At 66.3% G+C, this 23,044-nt stretch carries 15 protein-coding genes and 3 pseudogenes; 8 read left to right on the top strand and 10 right to left on the bottom strand.

The window, feature by feature from the left end:
* Positions 1–11 precede the first annotated feature (11 nt).
* Positions 12–582: pseudogene (locus tag ACF0H8_RS11265) on the bottom strand (HAD-IC family P-type ATPase); the annotation flags it as partial.
* Positions 583–1,077: 495 nt separating this feature from the next.
* Positions 1,078–1,647, bottom strand: coding sequence for a recombinase family protein (locus ACF0H8_RS11260; protein ID WP_395289013.1), 570 nt, complete (start codon positions 1,645–1,647; stop codon positions 1,078–1,080).
* Positions 1,648–1,817: 170 nt separating this feature from the next.
* On the opposite strand from ACF0H8_RS11260, the gene ACF0H8_RS11255 reads away from it, so the two are divergent.
* Both ACF0H8_RS11255 and ACF0H8_RS11250 read left to right on the top strand, forming a co-directional pair.
* Entirely contained in the window at positions 1,818–3,107 is a 1,290-nt protein-coding gene (locus ACF0H8_RS11255) for an ISL3 family transposase (RefSeq protein ID WP_395289012.1), read from the top strand.
* A 279-nt stretch (positions 3,108–3,386) separates the two neighbouring features.
* Positions 3,387–6,449, top strand: coding sequence for a LysM peptidoglycan-binding domain-containing protein (locus ACF0H8_RS11250; RefSeq protein ID WP_395289011.1), 3,063 nt, complete (start codon positions 3,387–3,389; stop codon positions 6,447–6,449).
* A gap of 171 nt (positions 6,450–6,620) precedes the next feature.
* Here the strand turns inward: ACF0H8_RS11250 and ACF0H8_RS11245 are convergent.
* The 3 genes and pseudogenes from ACF0H8_RS11245 to ACF0H8_RS11235 form a co-directional block, all read right to left on the bottom strand.
* Positions 6,621–7,327: pseudogene (locus ACF0H8_RS11245) on the bottom strand (IS5 family transposase); the annotation flags it as partial.
* Positions 7,328–7,331: 4 nt separating this feature from the next.
* Positions 7,332–8,372, bottom strand: a complete 1,041-nt coding sequence (locus ACF0H8_RS11240; RefSeq protein ID WP_395289010.1) for a YihY/virulence factor BrkB family protein — start codon at positions 8,370–8,372, stop codon at positions 7,332–7,334.
* A gap of 131 nt (positions 8,373–8,503) precedes the next feature.
* Positions 8,504–9,073, bottom strand: a complete 570-nt coding sequence (locus ACF0H8_RS11235; RefSeq protein WP_395289009.1) for a hypothetical protein — start codon at positions 9,071–9,073, stop codon at positions 8,504–8,506.
* Between the two features lie 417 nt (positions 9,074–9,490).
* Between ACF0H8_RS11235 and ACF0H8_RS11230 the strand changes: the two genes are divergently transcribed.
* From ACF0H8_RS11230 to ACF0H8_RS11220, 3 genes are all read left to right on the top strand, one after another.
* Positions 9,491–10,388, top strand: a protein-coding gene (locus tag ACF0H8_RS11230; RefSeq protein WP_395289008.1) for an IS5 family transposase whose coding sequence is annotated in 2 segments (ribosomal slippage) — positions 9,491–9,850 and positions 9,852–10,388 — 897 coding nt in all. Because the reading frame shifts where the segments join, the coding sequence is not laid out codon by codon here.
* A gap of 72 nt (positions 10,389–10,460) precedes the next feature.
* Complete coding sequence (locus ACF0H8_RS11225; protein ID WP_395289007.1) at positions 10,461–11,261, top strand: DUF2382 domain-containing protein; 801 nt, start codon at positions 10,461–10,463, stop codon at positions 11,259–11,261.
* A 437-nt stretch (positions 11,262–11,698) separates the two neighbouring features.
* Entirely contained in the window at positions 11,699–12,070 is a 372-nt protein-coding gene (locus ACF0H8_RS11220) for a CBS domain-containing protein (protein ID WP_395289006.1), read from the top strand.
* A gap of 163 nt (positions 12,071–12,233) precedes the next feature.
* Here ACF0H8_RS11220 and ACF0H8_RS11215 read toward each other — a convergent pair.
* A pseudogene (locus ACF0H8_RS11215) lies at positions 12,234–13,318 on the bottom strand (IS630 family transposase).
* Between the two features lie 467 nt (positions 13,319–13,785).
* On the opposite strand from ACF0H8_RS11215, the gene ACF0H8_RS11210 reads away from it, so the two are divergent.
* Both ACF0H8_RS11210 and ACF0H8_RS11205 read left to right on the top strand, forming a co-directional pair.
* Positions 13,786–14,610: a DUF1837 domain-containing protein gene (locus tag ACF0H8_RS11210; protein WP_395289005.1), complete on the top strand. Its 825-nt coding sequence runs from the start codon at positions 13,786–13,788 to the stop codon at positions 14,608–14,610.
* A complete protein-coding gene (locus ACF0H8_RS11205) occupies positions 14,603–17,167 on the top strand; it encodes a DEAD/DEAH box helicase (protein ID WP_395289004.1) in 2,565 nt (854 codons plus the stop codon). Before ACF0H8_RS11210 ends, ACF0H8_RS11205 begins: the two co-directional genes overlap by 8 nt.
* Before the next feature lie 322 nt (positions 17,168–17,489).
* Here the strand turns inward: ACF0H8_RS11205 and ACF0H8_RS11200 are convergent, their stop codons facing one another.
* Positions 17,490–18,017 (bottom strand): hypothetical protein, encoded by a 528-nt coding sequence (locus ACF0H8_RS11200; protein ID WP_395289003.1) that lies wholly within the window; start codon positions 18,015–18,017, stop codon positions 17,490–17,492.
* Between the two features lie 214 nt (positions 18,018–18,231).
* Here ACF0H8_RS11200 and ACF0H8_RS11195 point away from each other — a divergent pair, with 214 nt between their 5' ends.
* Positions 18,232–18,858 (top strand): hypothetical protein, encoded by a 627-nt coding sequence (locus ACF0H8_RS11195; RefSeq protein WP_395289002.1) that lies wholly within the window; start codon positions 18,232–18,234, stop codon positions 18,856–18,858.
* A gap of 517 nt (positions 18,859–19,375) precedes the next feature.
* Here the strand turns inward: ACF0H8_RS11195 and ACF0H8_RS11190 are convergent.
* The 3 genes from ACF0H8_RS11190 to ACF0H8_RS11180 all read right to left on the bottom strand — a co-directional run bounded on the left by ACF0H8_RS11190 (position 19,376) and on the right by ACF0H8_RS11180 (position 22,910).
* Positions 19,376–19,744 carry a formate/nitrite transporter family protein gene (locus tag ACF0H8_RS11190; RefSeq protein ID WP_395289001.1) on the bottom strand — a complete coding sequence of 123 codons (369 nt, stop codon included), beginning with the start codon at positions 19,742–19,744 and terminating at the stop codon, positions 19,376–19,378.
* A gap of 161 nt (positions 19,745–19,905) precedes the next feature.
* Complete coding sequence (gene ltrA / locus ACF0H8_RS11185) at positions 19,906–21,171, bottom strand: group II intron reverse transcriptase/maturase (RefSeq protein ID WP_395290872.1); 1,266 nt, start codon at positions 21,169–21,171, stop codon at positions 19,906–19,908.
* A gap of 647 nt (positions 21,172–21,818) precedes the next feature.
* A complete protein-coding gene (locus ACF0H8_RS11180; RefSeq protein ID WP_395289000.1) occupies positions 21,819–22,910 on the bottom strand; it encodes an IS630 family transposase in 1,092 nt (363 codons plus the stop codon).
* Between the last annotated feature and the right edge of the window lie 134 nt (positions 22,911–23,044).

Raw genomic sequence — 23,044 nt, 5'->3', positions numbered from 1 at the left:
CTCGATCTGGCGTTGTAGTCCGCGGCCCACCACAGGTTCTGGACCATCTTGCGGTAGCTGGCGGCGGACAGTCGGCGTACTGCGACCACGCCGCGGGGGTCGTCGGATGCGAGCACGATCCCCGCGGATCCGATCGCGACGTCGGTGCCGGCACCGATCGCGATCCCGACGTCGGCACGTGCGAGTGCGGGGGCGTCGTTGACGCCGTCGCCGACCATGGCGACCGTCAGGCCGCGGGCCTGCAGTTCGGCGACCTTGGCGTCTTTGTCCTCGGGCATGACCTCGGCGAAGACCTCGTCGATGTCGAGCTCGGCGGCGACCGCTTCGGCGACCTGGCGGCCGTCGCCGGTGATCATCACGACCTTGACGCCTGCGGCGTGCAGCTCGTCGACCGCCTGGCGGGAGACGTCCCGGATCTCGTCCTCGAGGCTGAACGCTCCGATGACCTGCCCGTCGCGCACGACGTGCAAGCGCCGGCTCCACGTCTCGGTAACGCCGTGCGAGCTCGGCTGGCACCTGCAGGCCGCGTTCGCGTAATAGGGCCGGGCCACCGATCGTCAGCTGGGGATCGCTCAGCGGAGCGCTGCCTTACGACGGCTCAAGGACAGTTGCGTGGCGGCGTCTCGGATGACGCTTCGTCGCGCCGCCCGGGTACGGGCCACTCCATCGCGGATCTCGTGCACGGTCGACCATTGCGGCAGGCAATGGAGCCAGGTCGCCTGACGACAGACACGCTCGACAGTTCCCCGGGCCGCAGATCTAGCGCTTGATTCGAGAAGCAAGGCCTCGTCTAGCAACTGTCGTAGCGCAGGCCTGGACCTTCTCATCCCCCCGCGTGACCGCCGACCTTTCATGTCCCGGCGTCCGCCTCGTTTCCACGATCCGAGCGGTTGGTAGAGCGAGACCTTCCCGCTGTCCCGATTGGCGAACCCACACCGGGACGGAGTGCGACATCGCTCGGTCTCAGGATCTCGGCCGCCGACCCGTCCCCGTAAGACCTGTCCGGTGATATGTCCGGCGGGGGCGCGCTGTCCGGCACAATCCGGACCTCTGGGAGGACCGTTCGTGCGCCTCCGGCTAACCGGCCGCCAGGTAGCGGTAGACCGTTGCCCGCGACACCCCAAGAGCCTTAGCTATCTGCGTTGGACTCTCACCATTGGCACGGCGGGCGCGAGCCATCGCGAGCTTGTCGGGGTCCATCACCCGGGGCCGGCCACCGGTGCGCCCCTGCGCCCGGGCGGCCGCCAGGCCAGCCAAGGTCCGTTCCCGGATGAGGTCGCGCTCGAGCTCGGCGAAGGCGGCCATCATCGTGAAGAAGAACTTCCCCTCCCCCGTCGGGCTGTAGGTGCCGGCGAGCGTTCCTGTGAGGACGCGTAGACCGATACCCCGGTCACTGAGGTCGTCGGCGACCGTGAGGATGTCCTTGGTCGACCGGCCCAGGCGGTCGAGCTTCCATACGACCAGGGTGTCGATGCCGTCGCGCATGTCGTCCAGCGCGGCAGCTAGCCCTGGGCGATGGCTCGATCGGCTGCTGATCTTCTCCTCGAAGATCTTGATGCAGCCGGCCGCCTGCAGGGCGTCGCGCTGGAGTTGGGCGTCTTGCGCGTTGGTGGACACGCGGGCGAGGCCGATGAGGTTCTGCGTCACCACCCAAGCGTCTCAGAAACGGCTCTCGGAACCATGGCCCGACACGGACGGTTTTGAGGGCTCTTCGCGGTTCGTGGTGAAGAGCGGGTCCGCGTCGTAGACGTGTAAAGGCTCGTGGTCCTGCTGGGATGGGTCTTGTCGAGAGATCCGTCAGCCAGAGGACCACGAGCGTGAATGAGCCTACGGGCTCGCGGCGTGATGCTGCGAGCACGATCTTCAACCTGCCCGGATACCGCGTGATCGACGCGGTCGATCTGCCCGATGTTGGGCGGCGGATCATGATCGAGTCGATCGACCCGCCCGGTTGTACGGCTTGCGGGGTGATCGCCACCCGGGTGCATTCGCGCCGCTGGCAGCGGCTGCGCGACATCCCGGTGGCTGGGCAGGCCGAGGTGGTCTGGGTCAAGCGGCGCTGGTTCTGCGACGAGCCCGAATGCGTCAGGGCCACCTTCGCCGAGGCCACGGTCCAGGTCCCTAGGCGCGCCCGCTCGACCCGGCGGCTCAGGGAGCAGCTGGCCGCGGCGGTGATCGTCTCCGGTCGGGCCGCGGTGGAGGTGGCGCGGGCCCACGCGGTCTCGTGGTGGCTGGTCCAGGCCGCGCTGACGGCGGCGGCCGCGGTGGTTCTCCCGGACGTGGACTCCGTGCCGGTGCGGCGGCTCGGAATCGATGAGCACCGCTACCGCTCGGTGCGCTACTTCCGCGACACCGCCGGCGCCTGGCAGCGCTACGAGCCGTGGATGACCACCCTGGTCGACCTGGCCACCGGCCGGGTGCTCGGGGTCGTCGACGGCCGCGACTCCAAGGCCGTCGGCGCCTGGCTCAAGGCCCGCACGCCCACGTGGCGCGAGGGCATCGAGGTGGTCGCGATCGACCCCTCGGCCGCCTTCCGCAAGGCCCTGCGCGAGCACCTGCCCCACGCCGCCGTCAGCGTCGACGCCTTCCACCTGGTCAAGCTCGCCAACGACGCCCTCACCGCCGTGCGCCAGCGCCTGGCCCGCGAGCACAAGGGCCGCCGCGGCCGCCTGGTCGACCCGTCCTGGGCCAACCGCAAGCTCCTCCTGCGCGGCGCGGACACGCTGTCCCAGCGCGGCTGGGACCGGCTCGAGAAAGTCTTCCGCAGCGACGATCCCACCGACGAGCTCTCCGCCGCCTGGGCGATCAAGGAGCAGGTCCGCCGGCTGCTGCGCACCACCACCCTCGCCGACGCCTGGCACGAGCGGATGCGCCTCGGCCACTACGTCAAGGTCGCCAACATGCCCGAGACGCAACGGCTCTACGACACCATCGCCGCCTGGTGGCCCCACATCGAGGTCCTCATCGTCACCGGCACCACCAACGCCAAGGTCGAGGCCGCGAAAACCTCCGTCAAGCAGATCAAACGCACCGGACGCGGCTTCAGGAACAGCAACAACTACAAGACCCGTATCCTCCTGGCCAGCGCCGCGCGAGCAGTGGCGTGAACGCCCATCACAGCAGGCCGTTCACCACGAAGCGCGAAGAGCCGTTTTGAGATGGGTTGTGGACGCATAAGCCACCGTCCAGCAGCGTCTCGTTGCGTCGTCTCACAAACGGTCGGTTCTGAGATGGTCCCACGTGCGTCTAGATTCCACCACGGGCGTTCAGAAGGCGTTCCGCAGCGGCTCCTGTTTCTTCCGGTTTAGGCACCGGAGCCGGCGGGCTGAGCTACTCCGACCCGCGGTCGGGGTCGTCGTCGGCCTTGAACCAGGCCCTGGCAGATCGTGTGGGTCGCGCTCGGCATCCTGCTGTGGGGCGCCTGGGCCGTCCTGGTCTCCTGCCTGCTCGTCGAGCTCGCCGCCGCGGTCCGGGGGATCCACGCCCCCGAACTCCGCGGCCTGTCCCGGCCCCAGCACGCCGCCAGGGTCCTGGTCGCCTGGGCCGCGCTGCTGTTCGTCGCCGCCCCAACCGCGCCAGCGGCCTTCCCCGCTCCGGCGGCGCACGCCCTGGCCCCGGACGAGCTGCCAGGGCTGATCGCCACCGCGCCGCCACGCACCGACGCCGCAGGCACGGCGTCGGTCGCGACAGTCCGGCCGGTGGCATTCACCGCTCCAGCCACACCAGTGCCGGCGGCGCGCCAACCCGTCGCCGACGTGCCCGGCACGGTGCCGTACACGGTCATGCGCGGAGACAGCCTGTGGAAGATCGCTGAGAAGATGCTCGGCGACCCGTTGCGGTACCCCGAGATCGCCGCGCTCAACGCCGACGCCCTCGGCGGTGAGCCCGACTTCATCGCCCCACCCATGGTGCTGCTGCTGCCCGACGACGCCCGCACCCCGGCCGCTGCCGACGCAGACGCCTACACGGTCAAGCCGGGCGACACCCTGTCCCAGATTGCACTCGATGAGCTTGGCGACGCAGCCCGCTACCCGGAGATCTTCGAGGCGTCCACTGACACCATCCAGCCCGGCGGCGAGAAGCTCACCGACCCGGACCTGATCAAGCCCGGCTGGGAGCTTGACCTGCCAGACGACGACGCCGCCGCAGGAGCCGGCCCCGAAACATCATCTGCGGGCGCCAAGGAACCGGTACCCGCGGACGAACCCGCATCACCCCGGCCGAGCGCGGTCGCCAAACCACCGGCCATCCCCGTTCCTCCGCCGAGCGCCGCCCCGTCACCACCCCCGGCCCAAACCAACCCCCCGACCGAGGCCGACGAGTTCGAGTCTCAGGACACCGAGGACATCGAGGACGACACCGCACCCGCAGCATGGCTGCTGCCGGGCCTGACCGGGGCCGGTGCGCTGCTCGGTGGGGCACTGTTCATCGGCGTCCGTGCCCGCATGCGCAAGCAGGTACGGTTCCGCCGGCCCGGGATGCGCATCGCTCCCCCACCCCCTGAGCTCGTCTCGGCCGAGAGGACGGCCACCATCGTCGGCCGGCCCCGGGCCGACATGATGGAGGCCCTCGACGCCTACCTGTGTGCGCTCGGTTCACACTACGAGGGCTTCGCTGGCCTGCCCCGGCTCGACGCCGTCGAGATCGCCGAAAGCACCGCGGTGCTGCACCTCACCGACAACCAGGACCTGCCCGCGCCCTGGACGGGCCGCGGCAAGACGTGGTCCGCGCTCCTCGACACCGAGCCCGACCGGGATACGGCCTCACTGACCCCACCCTGGCCGCTGCTCACGTCGGTCGGCACAGATGACGCCGGCCACGCCTGGCTGCTCAACCTCGAGCAGATGCGCACCATCACCATCACCGGTGATGCCGAACATGCCGAAGCACTCGCCCGGTACATCGCGGCGGACATCGCGCTGAGCAGGCGCGGCGTGTGCGTGAGCATCGTCGCCGCGGGCGTCGCGCGCGAGGTCGCCACCACCGGCCTCGAGCGCATCACCTACGTCACCGCCGACGACCAAGAACCACTCCACCATTTCGGCACGTCCTCGAGCCTGGACAGCGGGACAGACCCCGACGGGGTGGAACTACTCCTCATCACGGCGCAGAGCCCACACCTCGCAACCATTCGTGAGAAGGCCACGGCGATTCGCGCCGCCACCGACCGGGCCGGCGCCACCATCGTCACCCTCCACGGGCGCTCCCACGACCACGACGCCGTGCTCGACCTCACTCCAGACGGCCGGCTGCTCGTCCCGCACCTCGGCCTGACCCTCCGCGCAGCCGGCCTCTCAGCCAAAGACGCACACGCGACCGGAGCGCTCGCGCACCTGACCGACACAACGGTGATCAACCTGCCCATGCCGGTCGACTACACCTCGACGGACGGCATACCCTCCCTCACGGACGCCGCCGGCGCGCTGCGCGACGAGCTCGTCCACCCCCGCCAGCACGGCACCACCGGACCCGGCGGCGAGGAGTCCCTCCTTCCCGATGCCGCCACCGAGTACGAGAAGGCCGGGGCCACCACCGTCGAAGACGTCGAGAACCTGGCCCCGCACGTCACCGACCGCGTGCGCCGACTGGTCGAAGCCGAAACGTCCACGCTCGACAACGACGTGACGATGTTCCTCAGCGACGACTGCCCCTTGCCGCGCCTGATGCTGCTCGGCCCCGTCGTCGCACGCACCCGCGGGGAAGCAACCGCCGGGTCGAACCGACGTGCCTACTACACCGAACTGCTGGCCTACCTCGCGCTGCATCCGCACGGGTCGACGATCTCGCAGCTGGCCGAGGCGTTCTCCATCAAGGAAGAGCGCATGCGCAACGACCTAACAGTCTTGCGCAAGTGGCTCGGGAAGAACCCCCGCACCGGCGACTGGCACCTCCCCTACGCCTCCAGCCCCAACGGCAAGGGCGGTCGCGACCCGCACGCCTACAAGGTCGAAGACCTCCTCTGCGACGTCGACCTGTTCCGCGCCTTGCGAGCGCGCGGACAGGCTCGTCAGGCCGACGGCATCGCCGACCTTCAGTCCGCGCTGAAGCTTGTGCGCGGGGAGCCATTCACCCACACCCGCAAGCAAGGCTGGAGTTGGATGCTCGAGGGCGATCGCACCGACCAGCTTATGACCTGTGCGATCGTCGACGTCGCGCACATCGTCGTGACGCGCGCACTCGACGAAGACGACCTCGACCTAGCGCACACGGTCGCCGAGAAGATCTACAAGGCCGCGCCCTACGAGGAGATCCCCAAGCTCGACCTCATCACCGTGCTCAAGGCCGAGGGCCACGACGGCCAGGCCGACCGGATTCTCACCGAAGAGATCGAACGCCGCGACGACGAGCCCGCCACCCCGTTGTACGGTGATCTGCCCCCGCGCACGGTCAAGATCATCAACAACCACGACTGGCGCAGGCGGGGGAAGCCCGGCAACCCTGCCGGGTAAGACCCCGTCCGAGAGGATTTGGGGCGTGCCGGCCTAGCGAACTCGTAGTGGCAAGGCCCCACGGATCCGTTTTCCAGATCACCAAGCTTGGGCCTTTCTCAGGCGTCGAGCTGCCCGACTGCGACCGGGGGGTTTGCCTGAGCGTGAACACTTCACGAGTAGCGGCGGGTGCTAGGGCGTGTCTCTTAATGCTCTGAGCCAGATGGTGATGGCGCGCAGGACGACGCCGCCGCGGTAGGTCAGGGCGAGCTTGTCGTAGCGGGTGGCCAGGGCGCGCCACTGCTTGAAGACGTTGAAGGAGCGTTCGACGACGTTGCGTCGCTTCTAGGCCTCTTCGTCGTAGGTAACCGGGCGGCCGCCCCTGGATCCGCGGCGCTTGCGGTTGGCGACCTGGTCAAGCGTTCGGGGATGACGGCCCGGATCCCGCGTCGGCGCAGGAGCTGGCGGTTGGCCCGGGAGGAGTAGGCCTTGTCGCCCACGGCCCGATCCGGGTCGTGCGCGGCCGGCCCCCACCGAGGCGGGGCACGCTCAACGCGCCCAGGACGTGGGTGAACATCGGTGAGTCCCCGCCCTGCCCGGGCCCCAGGAGCATCACCAGCGGGCGCATGTTGCCCTCGCACAGGTGGTGGATCTTCGTGCTCAGCCCGCCACGCGAGCGACCGATGGCGTGGTCAGGCGGCTCCTGCCGCAGTTTCGTGCAATTCGACAGGTCCCCCTGTGTCCCGGGGCAGGTTGGTGGCGTGCTGGTGGGCACGGTTGACCGTGGAGTCGACCGAGACCTCCCAGTCGATCAGACCGGCCGCGTCGGCGTGGGCGAGGAGGATGGTCAAGATCTTGTCCCAGGTACCGTCCCCGCTGAAGCGGCGGTGGCGCTTCCACGGTTCAGGCATCGTCGTCCGGCTTGGCGCTGCGGCCGCGCGACTCGCGAAGCGCCCGGCCCCGCTGGACGTCCTTCTGGGCCTTCACCGCCTTCTTGTCGCTGGCGCGTGTGTCCCGTGGGGGCAGCTGGAGCGTCTCCTCCGCCGCGATCCCGCCCTGTAGCTCGCGGCCGCGCTCAAGCTCGGAGTCGAACTCGGCACCAAAAAGCAGGGCGAGGTTCATGATCCACAGGAGCAGCAGGAAGATGATCACGCCGGCCAGCGCGCCATACGTCGCGCCGTAGCTGCCGAACTTGCTCACATAGAAGCCGAAAGCCAGGACGGCGAGGGCCGCGACGACGATGGCGATGACCGCACCCAGGCTGATCCAGCGAAACTTCGGCTGCTTGACGTTCGGCGTGAAGTAGTAGAGCAGCGCGACGATCACGATGACGACGAGGAGCAGCACTGGCCACTTGGCGATGTTCCACGCCGCCAGAGCCGCCGAACCCAGTCCGATGGCACCACCGATCGCCTGGGCGATGGGCCCGCTGACGACGAGTACCAGGGCGGCGATGGCGACCAGAACCAGCAGCAGGGCCGTCAGGCCGTACATGAGCGGGCGCAGCTTCCAGACCGGGCGGCCCTCGGGGATCTGGTACATGCGGTTCATCGCCCGCCCGAAGGCGTTGACGTAGTTCGACGCGGTCCACAGCGCGGTAAGCAGACCGATGATGAGACCGATGCCCGGAGCCGGCGCCGTCGTGAGCTGCGCGATGGCCGGTTCGAGAGTTCTCATGGCGTCCTGCGGGACCACGCCCTCGAGCATGCCGACGATGACATTGGTCGTCGTCCCCGCCTGCCCAACCAGACTCAGGATCGAAACCAGGGCGATCAGGGCGGGGAAGATCGACAGCACCGCGTAATACGTCAGAGCGGCGGCGATGTCGGTGCACTGATCCGCCATGAACTCCTTGGCCGTCTTGCGCAGCACGTACCCCCAGGACGGTTTGCGGATCTCAGTCGGGGAGTCCGGCTTGGCAAGGCCCTCCTGGTGCGAGGCCATGGCACCTCTCCTCTCGACGAATGACAGGGCCGGCCGCGCCCGCCACTTGCCTAGTTCGGGCAGTAGCTGCCGTCCAGCCGGCTCGAGCCCAGCTGCAGTGTCGTGTCCCGGATAGTCTGCGCCACTGCTGGCTAGCGCCGCGACGACCGCCCGGCGACGGGGCGCTGCTGCTCCCCCTGCTGCGCGCCCAGGACGACCAGCAATCCCGTCACCAGGGGGATCGCCCACTGCAGCGCCTTGAGCTGCTTCTGCGCCGCCGCCAGCGTGGCCGAGGAACCCGGCGACGGCTCAGTGGCCCCCATGGCCCCCTGCGGCGCCGGCCCGGCGGCGCCCTCGCCGCCTCGCTGCGCCTCCCTGGCAACCTTGGCGCCCAGCATCCCGCTGTAGACCGTCATACCGACCGCCACGACGGTGAGCACACTCTTGACGATCGTGTTCTGCATGGCCTCGGGCTGGCTCATCAACCGGGCCTTATTGCCGGCGATCAGGCCGACGCTGCCGACCACATGGGTGCCGATGGCCGCGGCGTTCACCGGGGCCCACATGCCCCACCCCTTGGAGGACAGCGTCAACCGCTCGTTGGGGTCCGCCGCGGCCGAGGCCGCACCGTTGAGGCCGATCGCCCCCATGAGGGAGCCGCCAAACCACGCGTCCAGACCGAGATCGTGCATGCTCCGCACCAGCGTGTTGCGTTCAGACATGGGTCTTCACCTCGTCGTAGCGGGACAGGGAAACCGAGATCCGTCGCCAGCCTCATCGATGCCGACACCCGTAGTGTTACCCGCCCGACGCCCGAGTGTCGCGCCCAGGGGCGTCCCCCCGACCACCTTTCAATGGCGCGCATGCACGCCGCGGACGAATCATCCCCGTTGAGAAACATTCGAGTGCCTGGCGATGTTCTGTCGCATGTTATTGACCGTGCGGCCAGCGCGATCACCTCCCATTTCGGGAGGCCGCCCATAGGGCGAGGCGGCGAGTTCGACGGCGACGGCGGAACCAGCGCCCCCAATCGCTACGCCGATGTCGGCGGCGACCAGCACGGAGGCGCCATATCGCTTTTCGGAGCTACTAGGGCGTGTCTCCCAATAGTCGAGCCGTTGGGCTGAAACGCTGCGGGGGTGTCACGTTATGCCGTGCTGACGGATGCCCAGTGGGAGTTGATCGAACCGTTGATGCCGACCTCGGAGGGCCGTCGGGGACGGCGGTTCCGGGACCACCGCGCGGTGGTGGAGGGCATCGTCTACCGCTACCGCACCGGGATCGCCTGGCGGGACCTGCCCGAGTGCTTCGGCCCGTGGCAGACGGTGTGGAAGCGGCACCGCCGCTTCAGCGGCGACGGGACCTGGGACAAGATCCTCACCGCCCTGCTCGCGCAGGCGGACGCGGCCGGCCTGGTCAACTGGGAGGTGTCGGTGGACTCCACGATCAACCGTGCTCACCAGCACGCCACGAACCTCCCGAGGGACACAGGGGGACCTGTCGAATTACATGAAACTGGACGAGGAGCCGCCTGACCACGCCATCGGCCGCTCCCGCGGCGGACTGAGCACGAAGATCCACCACGTCTGCGACGGCAACATGCGCCCGCTGGTGATGGTGCTCGGACCAGGGCAGGGCGGAGACTCGCCGATGTTCGTCCACCTCATGAACTCTGTGCGCGTGCCCCGGCTGGGCCCTGGGCGGGCCCGGAGCACGCCGGTGCGGGCGCTGGCCGACAAGGCCTACTCCTCCCGGGCGAACCGGGCGCTGCTGCGCCGGCGCGGCATCCAGGCCGTCATCCCCGAACGCTCCGACCAGGTCGCCAACCGCAAACGCCGCGGGTCCAAGGGCGGCCGGCCCGTCACCTACGACGAAGAGGCCTACAAGCGGCGCAACGTCGTCGAACGCTCCTTCAACGTCTTCAAGCAGTGGCGCGCCCTGGCCACCCGCTACGACAAGCTCGCGCTGACCTACCGCGGCGGCGTCGTCCTGCGAGCGATCACCATCTGGCTCAACGCATTAAGAGACACGCCCTAGTCCCGATGCAGACGTAATGGTGGCGGACCTACGGTGGTCGTAGCCGCGTTCCCTACCAGCAGGAGAGGACCCATGATCACCAACGACCAAGTTCAAAACCTCATCGGCAGCAAGGCCGCCGTCGTTGGAAGCGATGGCGAGAAGCTCGGCACCGTCGGTCAGGTCTACCTCGACGACGTCACCGGCCAACCCCAGTGGGTCACCGTCGACACCGGCCTGTTCGGCACGTCGCAGTCCTTCGTCCCCCTGAACCAGGCCACGATCGAGGGGGACACCCTGCGCGTGCCCTACGACAAGGACACCGTCAAGGACGCACCCCGCGTAGAGGACGACGGCCACCTCGAACCCACCGAGGAAGAACAACTCTACCGTTACTACGGGATGAGCGACGCCTACGCGACCACGCAGACCCAAGACGACGCCGCGAACCTCAGCGGCACCACCACAGGCTATGACACCACCACCACGGGCTACGACACCTCCGGGCCGACCACGGACACCGCCATGACCCGCTCCGAGGAGGAGCTCAACGTCGGCACCGCGAGCCGGGAGGCCGGCCGCGCCCGCCTGCGCAAGTACGTGGTCACTGAGGAGCAGACCGTCAACGTGCCGGTCAGTCGCGAGGAGGCCCGCCTCGAGCGTGAGCCCATCACCGACGCCAACGTCGGAGCCGCCATGGACGGCCCGGCCATCTCCGAGGAGGAGCACGAAGTCGTCCTCCACGAGGAGGTCCCCGTGGTGTCCAAGGAGGCCCGCCCGGTCGAACGCGTCCGGCTCGACACCGAGACCGTCACAGGCGAGGAGCAGGTCACGGAAGAGGTCCGCAAGGAGCAGATCGAGTTGGAGGGCGACGAAGGCACCGGCCGAGTCTGACCAACGAGCCCCGAGACGGGGCACACCCAAGCGGCAGTGCCGCCGCCAGGCAGCAGTGCCGCCCCGCACCGGGGTCCGATCCAACCGCAGTGCGCCGGCCGCCAGACTCGCCCAAACCTCGACGGCCGACCGAGCGAGGCGCCAGTGACCCGGCGGACGCTGCCCACACGGGCCCCTGTCATCGGGCCCGTGTGGGCAACGCCGCTTGATCACCTGCCCTGCCCGCGCGCTGAGCCGCTCCGACACCTCAGGCTCCTTCGAGATGGCGACGAGCAGTGCTCCCGCGACACGAAGCCGGAGGTCCGCATACCCTTTCTTTTCTACCGCACGCTGAGCAGCCGGCGGTAAAGTTCATATGGCCCAGCAGTCGTAGCCGGTGAGCGATTTTTCACCGGCCCGCGGAGATTGGGGACGTCATGCCACAGGTCAAAGATCTGATGACGGAGAACGTGATCACCGTCGAACCGTCCACCACCATCGTCGACGCGGCCAAGAAGATGGTCGAGTCCCGGCACGGGCCACTCCCGGTCGTCGAGGGAGAGCGCCTGGTCGGCATCATCACCGACCGCGACCTGGTTGCTCGGGTGGTCGCCGAGGGACGTGACCCCACCGGCCTCACGGTCAACGACATCGAGACCCGCGAGCTGGTCACGATCGCGCCAGACGCGGACCTCGAAGAAGCCATAGTGCAGATGCGCAAGCATCAGCTGGATCGGCTGCTGGTCGTGGAGGGCGAGCGGCTCGTCGGAATCATTTCCGAGGCCGACCTTCCCGGCAAGGATCAGGTCCGCCCTGGGGGTGCTCCGTAAGTCGGTGCGAGGTCGGTGCGCCGATCCCGCCTGCGCCTCGACCTCGCGCCCGTAGAGGGCACCCCATCGCTCCTGAGGGCGGCGGCACCTGGCGCGCGTGCAGCCGCAGTTGGACTGCACCCGATCACGCGGCTCTGCCGCGACCACCAACGCAGCGTGGTGCCTAGTGGCGCGTGTTTGAAGTCGTCTGACGGTTGGCCTTTTTGAGGATCTCTTCTGCGGTTTTGGTCCAGACGAAGGGGTGCCGGCGGTCGTTCCAGCCGTCGATGAAGGCGCGGATCTTGGCGTTGAGGTCCTTGACGGAGGCGAAGCTGCCGCGGCGGATGGCCTGGCGTTCGATGATGCCGAACCAGACCTCGACGAGGTTGAGCCAGGACCCGGCGGTCGGGGTGACGTGGACGTGGATGCGCGGGTGCTGCTCGAGCCAGGCGCGGACCTCGGCCTTGTTGTGGGTGGCGTAGTTGTCCATCACCAGGTGCAGCTCCTGGCCGGTCCCGTCGTCGGGGTAGGCGCGGGCGATCTGTTTGAGGAAGGCCAGGAACTCGGTGTGGCGGTGGCGTGGCTTGCACGCCGCGGTGACCTTCCCGGTCGCGATCTCCAGGGCCGCGAACAGCGTCGAGGTCCCGTGCCGGACGTAGTCGTGGGTGCGCCGCTCGGGCAGTCCGGGCTGCATGGGCAACATCGGGGCGGTCCGGTGCAGGGCTTGGATCTGGGACTTTTCGTCCACGCACAGCACGATCGCGTTCGCCGGCGGTGCGAGGTAGAGGCCCACCACGTCGGTGACCTTGGCGACCAGCTCGGGATCGGTGGAGAACTTGAACGTCTCCGACCGCCACGGCTGCACGCCGTACTCGCGCCAGGCGCGGGCGATGGTGGCGTTGCCGACGCCGAGGTGGCGGGCCAGCAACCGGGAGGACCAGTGCGTCACGCCGTACTTCTTCGGTGGCGGCGCCAGCGTCAGCGCCACGACCCGGCGGTGGTCGACGCTGCGCGGCCGACCCGCCCGCGCCTCGTCCTGCAAGCCGGCCAGCCCCTGGCGGCGTACCGCTCTCGCCACTCGATCACCGTCGGCCGCGACACCCCGACCTTCTCGGCGATCGCCGTGTTCGACAACCCCTCCGCCGCCAGCAGCACGATCCGCGCCCGCTGCGCCAGCCCCGCCCGGACCGAGGAGGACCGGGTCACCCGCGTCAGCTCCACCCGGTCGTCATCACGCAGCACCAATGCCGCAGCAGGACGATTCGCCATACCCCCATCGTCCCGCACACCAACCGTAAATTAACTAACGACACGCGCCACTAGCCCGCGGGCAAGGCCCGAAACCGGTGGCGGCGCACCACCTCGTCGTGTCGTCGGCCGCAAACTGTCTCGATCCGGCATGATTGAAGATGAAATGCTCGCACAACCACAGTAGGCGACCCGCACACGTCGTGACCGTTCGCCGGGATGGAGACGGCGTTGAAAAGACTCAGAGTCGAGCAACTCAGCGTCAAGGCGTCAGCGGTGCTTCCGACGTCCTGCTCCCAGGAGGTCTCAGGGTGATGTCGGAGGCATCACTCACGGCTCCCAACGAAGATGCACGCAGTACATCTTCGAGACAACCGTTCAGCACAATGAACCTAAACACCCTGGTCCCGAAACAAGGGCTAGAGACGCTTGATGGCTACCTATTATCAGTTGGCAACAGTCTTGATCTTCCGAATATCAAAACTCGGATGCGCACCCACCTGATTCCCGCTGACGTCAACGGGATCTTCCAGGCGTCTAAGCTCGCCGAGTTTCTGGCAGATCTAGTCACCGACTACTGTCTTCCCCGCGATCGCCGCACAGAAGCATTTGAGGAGGCGCATCGAACTGGCTCCAACGAGCCCTTCAATGCCCTTCGCCGAGAAGCAGGAGAGTTGTTTGTCGACAGCACTACGTCAGGCGAGGCAGGCGAACTCCTGCTCTACTTGCTTACCGAGCGGGTCCTTGGCGCTCCACAGATTCTGAGCAAGATGACTTTGAAGACGTCGAACATGATGCATTATCACGGTGCGGATGGCGTTCACGCCAAACATACAGAACGTGGCCTCGCACTTTATTGGGGAGAATCCAAGATCCACGAGGATCGTGCCGCAGCAGTTCGAGAATGTCTCGAATCAGTTGGCCCATTTTTGACAGACCCAAACCGCAAAGCTGCCACGAGGGATCTAGGGCTCGTTCGAGACAATCTAGACGTAGAGGGCAAGAAACTTAAGGACGCAATGGTCAGGTTCTTCATTAAGAAGAACCCTGAGTGGAACCTCTTGGAACTGCGCGCCGCGTGTCTCGTTGGATTCAACTTGCCCTCTTACCCGCGCTACACCTCTGTCGCTGAGATTGCCGACGACGACGAGATTAATAGAGCCATCTCATCCTGGGCGAGCCACCTCGGAACCCACATCATCGGCAACCAGCTCGACGCGTTCGAGATCGACTTTTTTATGGTTCCCTTCAAGGACGTTGCCGATTTTCGTAAGCTCACCCTTTCTGCGTTAGGCCTGAATGCCGATGACTGACATCAATGATGAAATCCTAGATTCCGAAATCTTCGAGAGTCTTCGCCATGAGGTAGTCGCAGCATTCGACCGCGCGGCTTTCCCCTCTGCCACCTTCCACAGTACGTCCGACGGGATTGACTGGAATCTCGCACTCTTCCTGACCAGCGCTCTCAACGATGACGAAAGCCCCCGAGTTCAGCAGGCCGTTATGGATATCAGTTTCGGCGCACTGCAGTCTGCGGACGCCTCTGCCGAAAACAAGATAGCCGCGGCTCTACTGCTAGAGCGTTTTGGGAACTGGCCGTCGATCAACCTCGCAATCAAACGTTCCCGCATCGATGATAACTATCGAAGATCTCTTCCGCTTCCCCTTCGAATCGACTCAGTTGCCGCAAAACTAGAGCACACAATCCAACCAGCAGCCGGTACATCATTTCTGGGAAGCAGATTCCAGAGACTCTTCTGGAAAGAATCAAGATCTAACGAATGGTTGAGCGTCTCTGCGCCAACGTCAGCGGGTAAGTCTTATGTCGTCAAACGTTGGGTGATCGACCAAGCGTTGAAGAGCCAGGATGCGGCTGTACTCTACGTTGTTCCTACGCGAGCCCTGGTCGACGAAGTATCAAAGGAGTTGCTAGACGAACCCGAACTGAACTCAGTTCATGTTCATTCGATTCCGTGGGACAGCGGACTGAATGAAGCGGGGCCTAGAATTCTGGTAATGACACAAGAGCGTGTGCAAATCACTTTTGATAGGTTTCCGTCCTTGCGGCCTACTGCGGCATTCTTTGACGAGGCGCAGAAAGTCGCTGAAGGATATCGAGGCATACTGCTTGAAGAAGTGGTACAGGAGGCCGTGCGCAGGAATAGCTCAATCAAGGCGGTCTTCGCTAGCCCGATGACTGAGAATCCCGAAGCACTCTTGAGTCGGTCAGCAAGTGACACTCAGAGCGCCGCTCTTGCCTCGCTGTTACCAAGCGTCAACCAGAATCTTTACTGGATAAACCCGGTTCCCCGCCGCTCGCCTGTCTGGTCTATCGAACGTTCGCAAGACGGTGAGATGGTCGAGATCGCTGAGGTCTCGTTGGGGGAGGAACCAAGTCCTCCTTCGAAGCGGCTGGCAGCTATTCCGGCGAAGCTCTCGGGCCCAAGAGCGCTGAACATTGTTTACGCGAACACGGCAGCAGAGGCTGAAACGTGCGCGAAGCAAATATATGAGTATCTAGGAACTTCGGCAGAGTCTGACGACTCCCGCATTGGTGACTTGAAGGATCTTATTCGAAAATCAGTACACGCTAGTTACCTTCTAGCCGAGGTGATCTCGCGTGGAGTCGCGTTTCACTACGGGAACATGCCTCAACCGGTCCGTCAAGGAATTGAGGAACTTTATCGAGCAGGGTTGATTCGCTTTCTTGTGTGCACCTCAACGCTTCTCGAAGGCGTGAACCTGCCGTGCACCAACATTTGGATCATGAATCCTCGACGTGGGCGCGGTAACCCAATGTCGGCATTCGACTTCTGGAACCTGGCCGGACGAGCCGGTCGCTGGGGCGCGGAGTTTGCTGGGAATATTATTTGCATTGGAACTCGGACGCGAACCGGTTGGCAAAGCCCTCCACCTACTCGACGTACTAGTGGAGTGATTTCGTTTGCTACTGAGACGAATCTACAGAACTCAGAGCGCCTCGCGGAGTTCATCACAAACAACGGCCAGCACACTCGCGGAACTAAGAAGGACGAGGACCTTGAGGCTCTGGCTGCACATCTCTTCGATGCTGCTTCTCGCAATGAAAGCTCCATATCGTTGCGGGCGCTGCCGGCCGATAAGGCGCTTCAACTGACGGCCATAGTCGAAGCAAAAGAAGATGAGTTGGATATCCCTGATAGGATTCGTCGCTCGCATCCAGGGATCAACCCGCAGGCGATGCAACGACTACTCGACGATCTTCGCACAAAGGATCCTGGTGAGCTTCCACTTCTCTCTCCCCATGATGAAGGTGCTTTCGATCGCCTAGTGAGGGTGCTTGCGCGGTGTGAACGGAATATGCGCGCAGGTTTTGGCGTGCCAGCCAATCAGGCAAGACTTTCAGTCTTCCTGTTGGACTGGATGCGAGGAGTCCCAATCCCCTGGCTTGTGTCAGAGCGGATCGACTTTGAACGCAAGCGCAAGCCTGACAAGTTTAGTTCAGCGAATTGCATTCGATCAGTACTGGAAGACGTCGAACAGATCGCTCGTTTCCGTGCCCCGAAGTACCTGTCGTGCTATGCAGACATCGTGGAGCTAGTCGCGCCCCGATCCACTGATGACCCGCCGAGGCCGGACGTGACGATGATGCTCGAACTTGGCGTCTCCAGACCTACAGAAGTGTCGTTGATGTCTCTCGGGCTCTCGCGCACCGCAACGATTCAGATCTCTGAGTTCATTGCCGATGGTGACATGGATACGGCTGCCGCACTGGAATGGTTGGATGAGCAGGATCTTGGCTCCTTTGGCCTTCCTGCGCTGGTCGTGCGTGAAGCTACTGAGGTGGTGCGTCGGGCCCGGCTGCGGGCGACTGCAGAAGGCTCCGCCTAATTCGCAACAGGATGTGCTCCAGCTTTCGGGTCGGGGGCAGTACTTGTCACGTCCGCTCCGCTTTCTCCTTGTGCCCGCGGGGCTTGCCTGGCATGGATAGAGCGAGCGTTGGCGGCCGGACCTGCTCAGCGACCTCGCCGTTGACAGCTTCGATCTGCGCCTCGACGGCGCACCGGGGTCGCCCGCCATGCGCAGTTGCTCGAGGAGTGTGATCAGCTGGTGGGTCAGATGATCTCACTCGCCCGCTGATGTGCCTCGCCAACGCGGGCCGGCCGCTACTCCCCTCGGCTCTGGAAGGCGGCGATCTCAGCGAATAACTTCATCACCTTGGATTGGACCATCGCGGATCGAAGCGCCCACCGCCCATGAACAGTCGATCGACGAGCCAGTGGACTACGCGTGCGCTTGCGGTCGGTGTGGCCAGGACGCGATCAACACAGTCGTCGATGCCGTGAAGCCCGCTGTGCTGATCGACCGCCTTCCCCTCCAGCTGGTTCACGATCGCGTGCTGGACCCGGTCAGTGATTCGAACGACGGGGCGGTCTTGCTCCCTCCTCATGCGAGGCTCGACGGGTGACGGAGCCATCGCCATGCGCTGCGCGAGCCCGGCCGGTTGCTTGCGGCCGGCCCGCCAGCGCCGGATTTGTTCGGCGAGCCCGTCGAAGGCGGCGAGGACCTCGCCCCACCTCTCCGCGTCGTCGAAGAGGTGCATGGATGCCCTCTCCCGCAAGTTCTCGAGCACGTAGGCCACCGAGGCGGGCGAGCCGGTGCCCACATCTTCGCCAGCACAGCCACCGCCCGTTCCGCAGGAAACCTCCTGGCGCGTTGTCCTCGGGAAGCGCGCCACCATCGGGGAGGTCGGCGATGCTTCTTGAGTCGGAGCGCGGGCTCCAGTCAGGACCACCCGTTGGCAGTGGGGCGACTTCGAAGCGTGTCCCGCGCGTTGGACGTCGAGGATGTGGGGTGTAGCGAAGTTGAACGGCGAGAGTACTCAGCGGAGGGGACTTCGTGAGGCGGAGGCACTCGCCCGCCGCCTTGATCGACCGATGGGTGCCCTGGGTCTGGTGTTCCTGTTCGTCGTGCTGGGGCAGAACCTGGCCGGGCCGGCCCTTGCATCGGTGCTCTCGGTCGTGGGGTGGGTGTTGTGGGCGGTCTTCGTGGCAGAGCTCGCGCTGCGGGCGTACATCGCCCGTGACCAGAAGCGGTTTTGGCGGCGCAACTGGTGGCAGGTGATATTCCTCGCCGTCCCGTTCCTGCGCGTCATTCGCGCATTCAGTTTCCTACGGCTGACCAGAGTGGCCCGCGTCGGTGGGGTGCTGTCCAGCGCGGTCCGGGGATCACGCTCAGCCAGCCGTCTGCTGAGCGGGCGCATCGGATGGCTGGCGGTCGTGACCGGCGTGGTCATCCTCGCCTCGAGCCAGCTGCTGGTCATCGTCGGCGTGTTCGACTCCTACGCGGACGCCCTTCACGCCGCTGCGCTCGCCACCGTCACGGGAGAGCCGTTCCACGCCTCTGACCCCGCGGCCCGCATCCTCGAAGTGGTGCTCGCTGCGTATTCGGTCGCCGTTTTCGCCACCCTGGCCGGGGCCCTGGGTGCGTACTTCCTCGAGCGCCCCCGCCAGAGCCCCACCACGCTCGCGCCGTCGGCTAACCACGGCACAACGCCGGAAACTCCACCCCCGGCGGGATAGCGGGGACCAAAGCGACCGGGGCCCCGCCGACGCATGATCGCAGCACCGGGTCAACGGCTTGATGGAGCGCTTGCCAGGACCCTCGTGGTGGCGGCCGCCATGGTGGTTCCCGAAGCTGGGTCTGGAGCCGGCTCCGTGGATGCCGCTTGGCGGTGCCCGAGCGCCGCCGGGGGTCAGCCGGCGTCGAAGCGGTCCTTGCCCTCAGCGTCGGGGTCGTCCTCGGGATGTTGGCCGGGAATGTCGACTGCGCCTCGCCCCCCGGCGCGGGGGCTTCCTGAGCGCGTGCCGCCTCGCTCGATGCCGGGCTCTCCTGATCGAGGTTCTGGGGCGAGCCGACCTGGTCGTCGCCCTGCCGGTAGGTTCGCTCAGCCATCTCCGTCGCTCCGTGCGTCAAGGAACGTAGCCGGCCCCTCGGCAGGGCCGGCACTGGGACTGCGCCTGGACGGTACCGAGCCCCCGTAAGCCGAAGCATCCGGGCGCCGGGGGCCCGCGTGGGGGCCGGTGGGCGCCCACAGGGTCAGTCGTGCTGAGAACGTGAGCCCTTGGCTTGCACGGTATGAGTCAGTGTCATGAGCAGGATGCCTCCGGTGAGATTGCCCGCGGCCGCGATCACCACGTTGGCGGCCACGTCCCCGTACGCCACCGGCCCCCCCAGCCACACGCCGAAGAGGAGCTGCAGACCCGAGACGACGACGTGGTCGAACGGGCCCAGGCCGAGAAAGAAACCAACGAGGTAGGCCAGGACGATCCGGCTGCCGGCCGACCCGACCGCGTGCAGCAGGTAAGAAGGCAGGGTCAATAGGGTGCCCGCCGCGACGCCTCGGGTGAATGTCGCCAGGCCACTCTTCGCTGCGGTTTCCTGGGCCACGGTGACGAGCGTTGTCAACGCCTGCACATCACCATCGCCGACGCCACCACCGGCGAGATCCTGCGCGAGCTCACCCTCGACCCCACACGCGACTACCAACCCCGATAATCGGGTAGGGGGCCGGGTCGCCCGGCCCCCTCCCACACCACCGGACATGCGGGCCCGCATCCGGCGGTTCGTCAGACCGCTTGCCTGAAGCGCTCCCATGCGGTGCGCAGGCCGATCAGTCCCTGACGGTCCCAGTAGCGGCGGGGCAGGGCGCGTTGGAGCACGGGCGAGCCGGCGATGCGCCAGTAGCCCTTGCTCGACGCCGCCCAGCGGATCGCGCTGAGCGGTGGGATGCCCAACTGCGCGAGCATCCGGCGCCGAGTCCTGATCCGCTTCCACTGCTTCCAGTAGATCTGCCGCATGCGGCGGTAGAACCACTCGTCGAGGTCCCGGAACACCCGCGAGGTGTCCGCGACCCGGAAGTAGCCCATCCAGCCGCGGACGAACCGGTTCAGGACGCCGATGCGATAGCCCATCGACACCCCCCAGTTCCGGCGGGTCAACTCCCGCAGCCGCGTCTTCAGGCGAGCGATCGCCTTTGGTGCGACCCGGACCTTGACCCTGCCGCCGGTGACGAAGAAGAACCCGAAGCCCAGAAGAACCGCCCGACCGGCGGGTTGGACCGAGGACTTCTCCCGATTCACCCGCAGCTTCAACCGCCCCTCGACGACCTCTGCGATGCCGCCCAGGACCCTGGTGGCGGCGCGTTTGGAACGCACGAAGACGCCAATGTCGTCGGCGTAGCGCACGAACCGCAGCCCGCGTCTGCCCAGCTCGCGGTCGAGGTCATCGAGCATGATGTTCGACAACAACGGGGACAGCGGCGACCCCTGCGGAGTTCCCTCCGCGGTGGGCTGCTTGACCCCCTCGACCATCACCCCGGCGTCCAAGAACCGGCGGATGAGCTTGAGCACGCGCTTGTCAGTGACCTTCCGCGCGACCCTGGCCATCAACGCATCGTGGCCGACCCGGTCGAAGAACTTCTCCAGATCCACGTCGACGACCCACCGGTAGCCCTCCTCGATGAAGACCTGCCCCGCCCGGACCGCCTGATGGGCGGACCTGCCGGGCCGGAACCCGTAGGAGGACTCGGCGAAACCGGGATCGAAGATCCCGGTCAGGACCTGCGCGAGCGCCTGCTGGACCAGGCGGTCCAGCACGGTCGGAACACCCAGCAACCGCTCCCCGCCGCCGGGCTTGGGGATCACCACCCGGCGAACCGGCGAGGGCCAGTAGGTGCCTTCGTCCAACGCCGCCCGGACCTCCGGCCAGTGGACGTCCAGCCACGGCACCAACTCCTCCGTGGTCATCCCGTCCACTCCCGGCGCCCCGCGACTGGCGCGGACTCGCTTCAACGCTGCCGAGAGGTTGCCGGGCGAGAACACCTCGTCCCACACCCCCACCGGCTCCGCACCGCTGCCACCAGTGGCCGCCGACGAGCCGCTACGCCCTGGACGGGATTCCGGCGGGAGCACCGCCTCCTGCCCCGCCAGACCCGCGTTCGCGGGATGGCTGCGATCACCACGACTCATACGAGCACCACCAGATCCTTCGATGCATCTGACGTTCGGCCCTTCCCGCCCCATCCCCCCGGACTCCCCCGGCGGGTATCCCTCCAGGCGGTACCACGACCTCTGCTGACTCCTGCCCGGTCAGCCAGACCCTCTCGGCCCTGACCGTCCCGCCGGGGCGGGACACCCGGACAGGTCTCCCCGGATAAGAACAACCACTTCCCCCTACCCCCGCCGCGTCTACGCAATGGCCGCCTTGGTGGTGACGGGCTTCACCATCTCGTGCTGGCTCACCCCGACCATCACGCCTCATACCCGATTCGTGTTCCTCGGTGCAGAGTTACGTCTCGGGCTTCCTTCCCACCCCACCTCACGGTGACGCAGTTGCCTCCGACTCGGAGTTAGCACCACCGCCTCCCCCAGAGGACTTCCACCTCCTAGCAGTTGCCCATGCCGGGCGTACACGGAAAAGCCCGGACCCACAAACGTGGGTCCGGGCTGTCCGGGATGTCTTGCGACATCACAATGGTGAGCTAGTGTCCTGCGCCAGTAGTTCGTTGAAGAAGTCTTCGGAGTGAGTCGAGGATCTGTTCGGCCGTCTTGGTCCACACGAAGGGCTTGGGGTCCTCGTTCCAGGCCTTGACCCATGTGCGGATGTCGGCCTCGAGGGCCTGGACGCTGCGGTGGTCGGATCGCTGGAGGAGGTCGGCGGTGACGTAGGCGAAGAACCGCTCGACCTGGTTGATCCAGGAGGAGTAAGTGGGGGTGAAGTGCATGTGGAACCTCGGGTGCGCCTCAAGCCACTTCGTCACCGTCGGGTGCTTGTGGGTGCCGTAGTTGTCGCAGACCAGGTGCACGTCGAGATCGTCGGGGATCTGGTCGTCGATCTTGGTCAAGAACTTCTTGAACTCGCTCGCCCGGTGGCGCCGGTGGAGGCTGGAGATCACCGTGCCGTCGTCGATGTTGAGCGCCGCGAACAGGCTGGTGGTGCCGTGGCGGACGTAGTCATGGGTGCGTTTCTCGGGCATGCCGGGCATCATCGGGAACGCCGGCTGGGACCGGGCCAGCGCCTGCACCTGGGACTTCTCGTCCACGCACAGCACGACCGCGGCCTCGGGGGGATTGAGGTACAGCCCCACGATGTCGTAGACCTTCTCCACGAACAGCGGGTCGTTGGAGATCTTGAACCCCTCGGCCCGGTGCGGCTTGAGGTCGAACGCCCTCCAGATCCGCCCGATCGTGGACTTGCTCAGCCCGGTGCGCTCGGCCATCTTCGCCCGCGACCAGTGCGTCGCGTTCTTCGGCGTCGACTCCAAGGTTGCGACCACGACATCCTCGACCTGGTCGGCACTGATCACCGGGGGCCGTCCCGGCCGCGGCTCGTCACCGAGCCCATCGAGGCGTTGCTCGACGAACCTGGCCCGCCACTTGCCCACCGTGGCCGCCGCGCATCCCAACCGCGCCGCAACCGTCTTGTTGTCCAAGCCCTCCGCGCATGCCAGCACGATCCGCGCCCGCAGCGCCAGCGCCTGCGAGGACTTCGCCCGGCGCGACCACCTCACCAGCTGCGCGCGCTCGTCAGCGGACAAGACCAACTCGGCTTTGGGACGCCCAGAACGAGGCATACCCCAGTCTACGACTTATCCAGTGAATTTCTGGCGCAGGACACTAGAGGGACTCGAACCCTCGACCTTCTCATTGCGGACGACACGTGACCGTGCGGTCTATCTGTTGATGCCCTTTGGCGCCTATCCCCCGC

Origin of the sequence: Georgenia sp. AZ-5 (assembly GCF_043952095.1) — a bacterium.
In the GTDB taxonomy this organism is placed as follows: domain Bacteria; phylum Actinomycetota; class Actinomycetes; order Actinomycetales; family Actinomycetaceae; genus Georgenia.
This window is presented reverse-complemented; position numbering and strand designations above follow the sequence as displayed.

What these genes read in the sequence shown, in the direction of transcription:
- ACF0H8_RS11240 (WP_395289010.1), bottom strand. Translation starts at nt 8,372, where the DNA reads ATGGCCTCGCACCAGGAGGGCCTTGCCAAGCCGGACTCCCCGACTGAG.
- ACF0H8_RS11235 (WP_395289009.1), bottom strand. Translation starts at nt 9,073, where the DNA reads ATGTCTGAACGCAACACGCTGGTGCGGAGCATGCACGATCTCGGTCTG.
- ACF0H8_RS11225 (WP_395289007.1), top strand. Translation starts at nt 10,461, where the DNA reads ATGATCACCAACGACCAAGTTCAAAACCTCATCGGCAGCAAGGCCGCC.
- ACF0H8_RS11220 (WP_395289006.1), top strand. Translation starts at nt 11,699, where the DNA reads ATGACGGAGAACGTGATCACCGTCGAACCGTCCACCACCATCGTCGAC.
- ACF0H8_RS11210 (WP_395289005.1), top strand. Translation starts at nt 13,786, where the DNA reads ATGCGCACCCACCTGATTCCCGCTGACGTCAACGGGATCTTCCAGGCG.
- ACF0H8_RS11205 (WP_395289004.1), top strand. Translation starts at nt 14,603, where the DNA reads ATGACTGACATCAATGATGAAATCCTAGATTCCGAAATCTTCGAGAGT.
- ACF0H8_RS11200 (WP_395289003.1), bottom strand. Translation starts at nt 18,017, where the DNA reads ATGGTGGCGCGCTTCCCGAGGACAACGCGCCAGGAGGTTTCCTGCGGA.
- ACF0H8_RS11180 (WP_395289000.1), bottom strand. Translation starts at nt 22,910, where the DNA reads ATGCCTCGTTCTGGGCGTCCCAAAGCCGAGTTGGTCTTGTCCGCTGAC.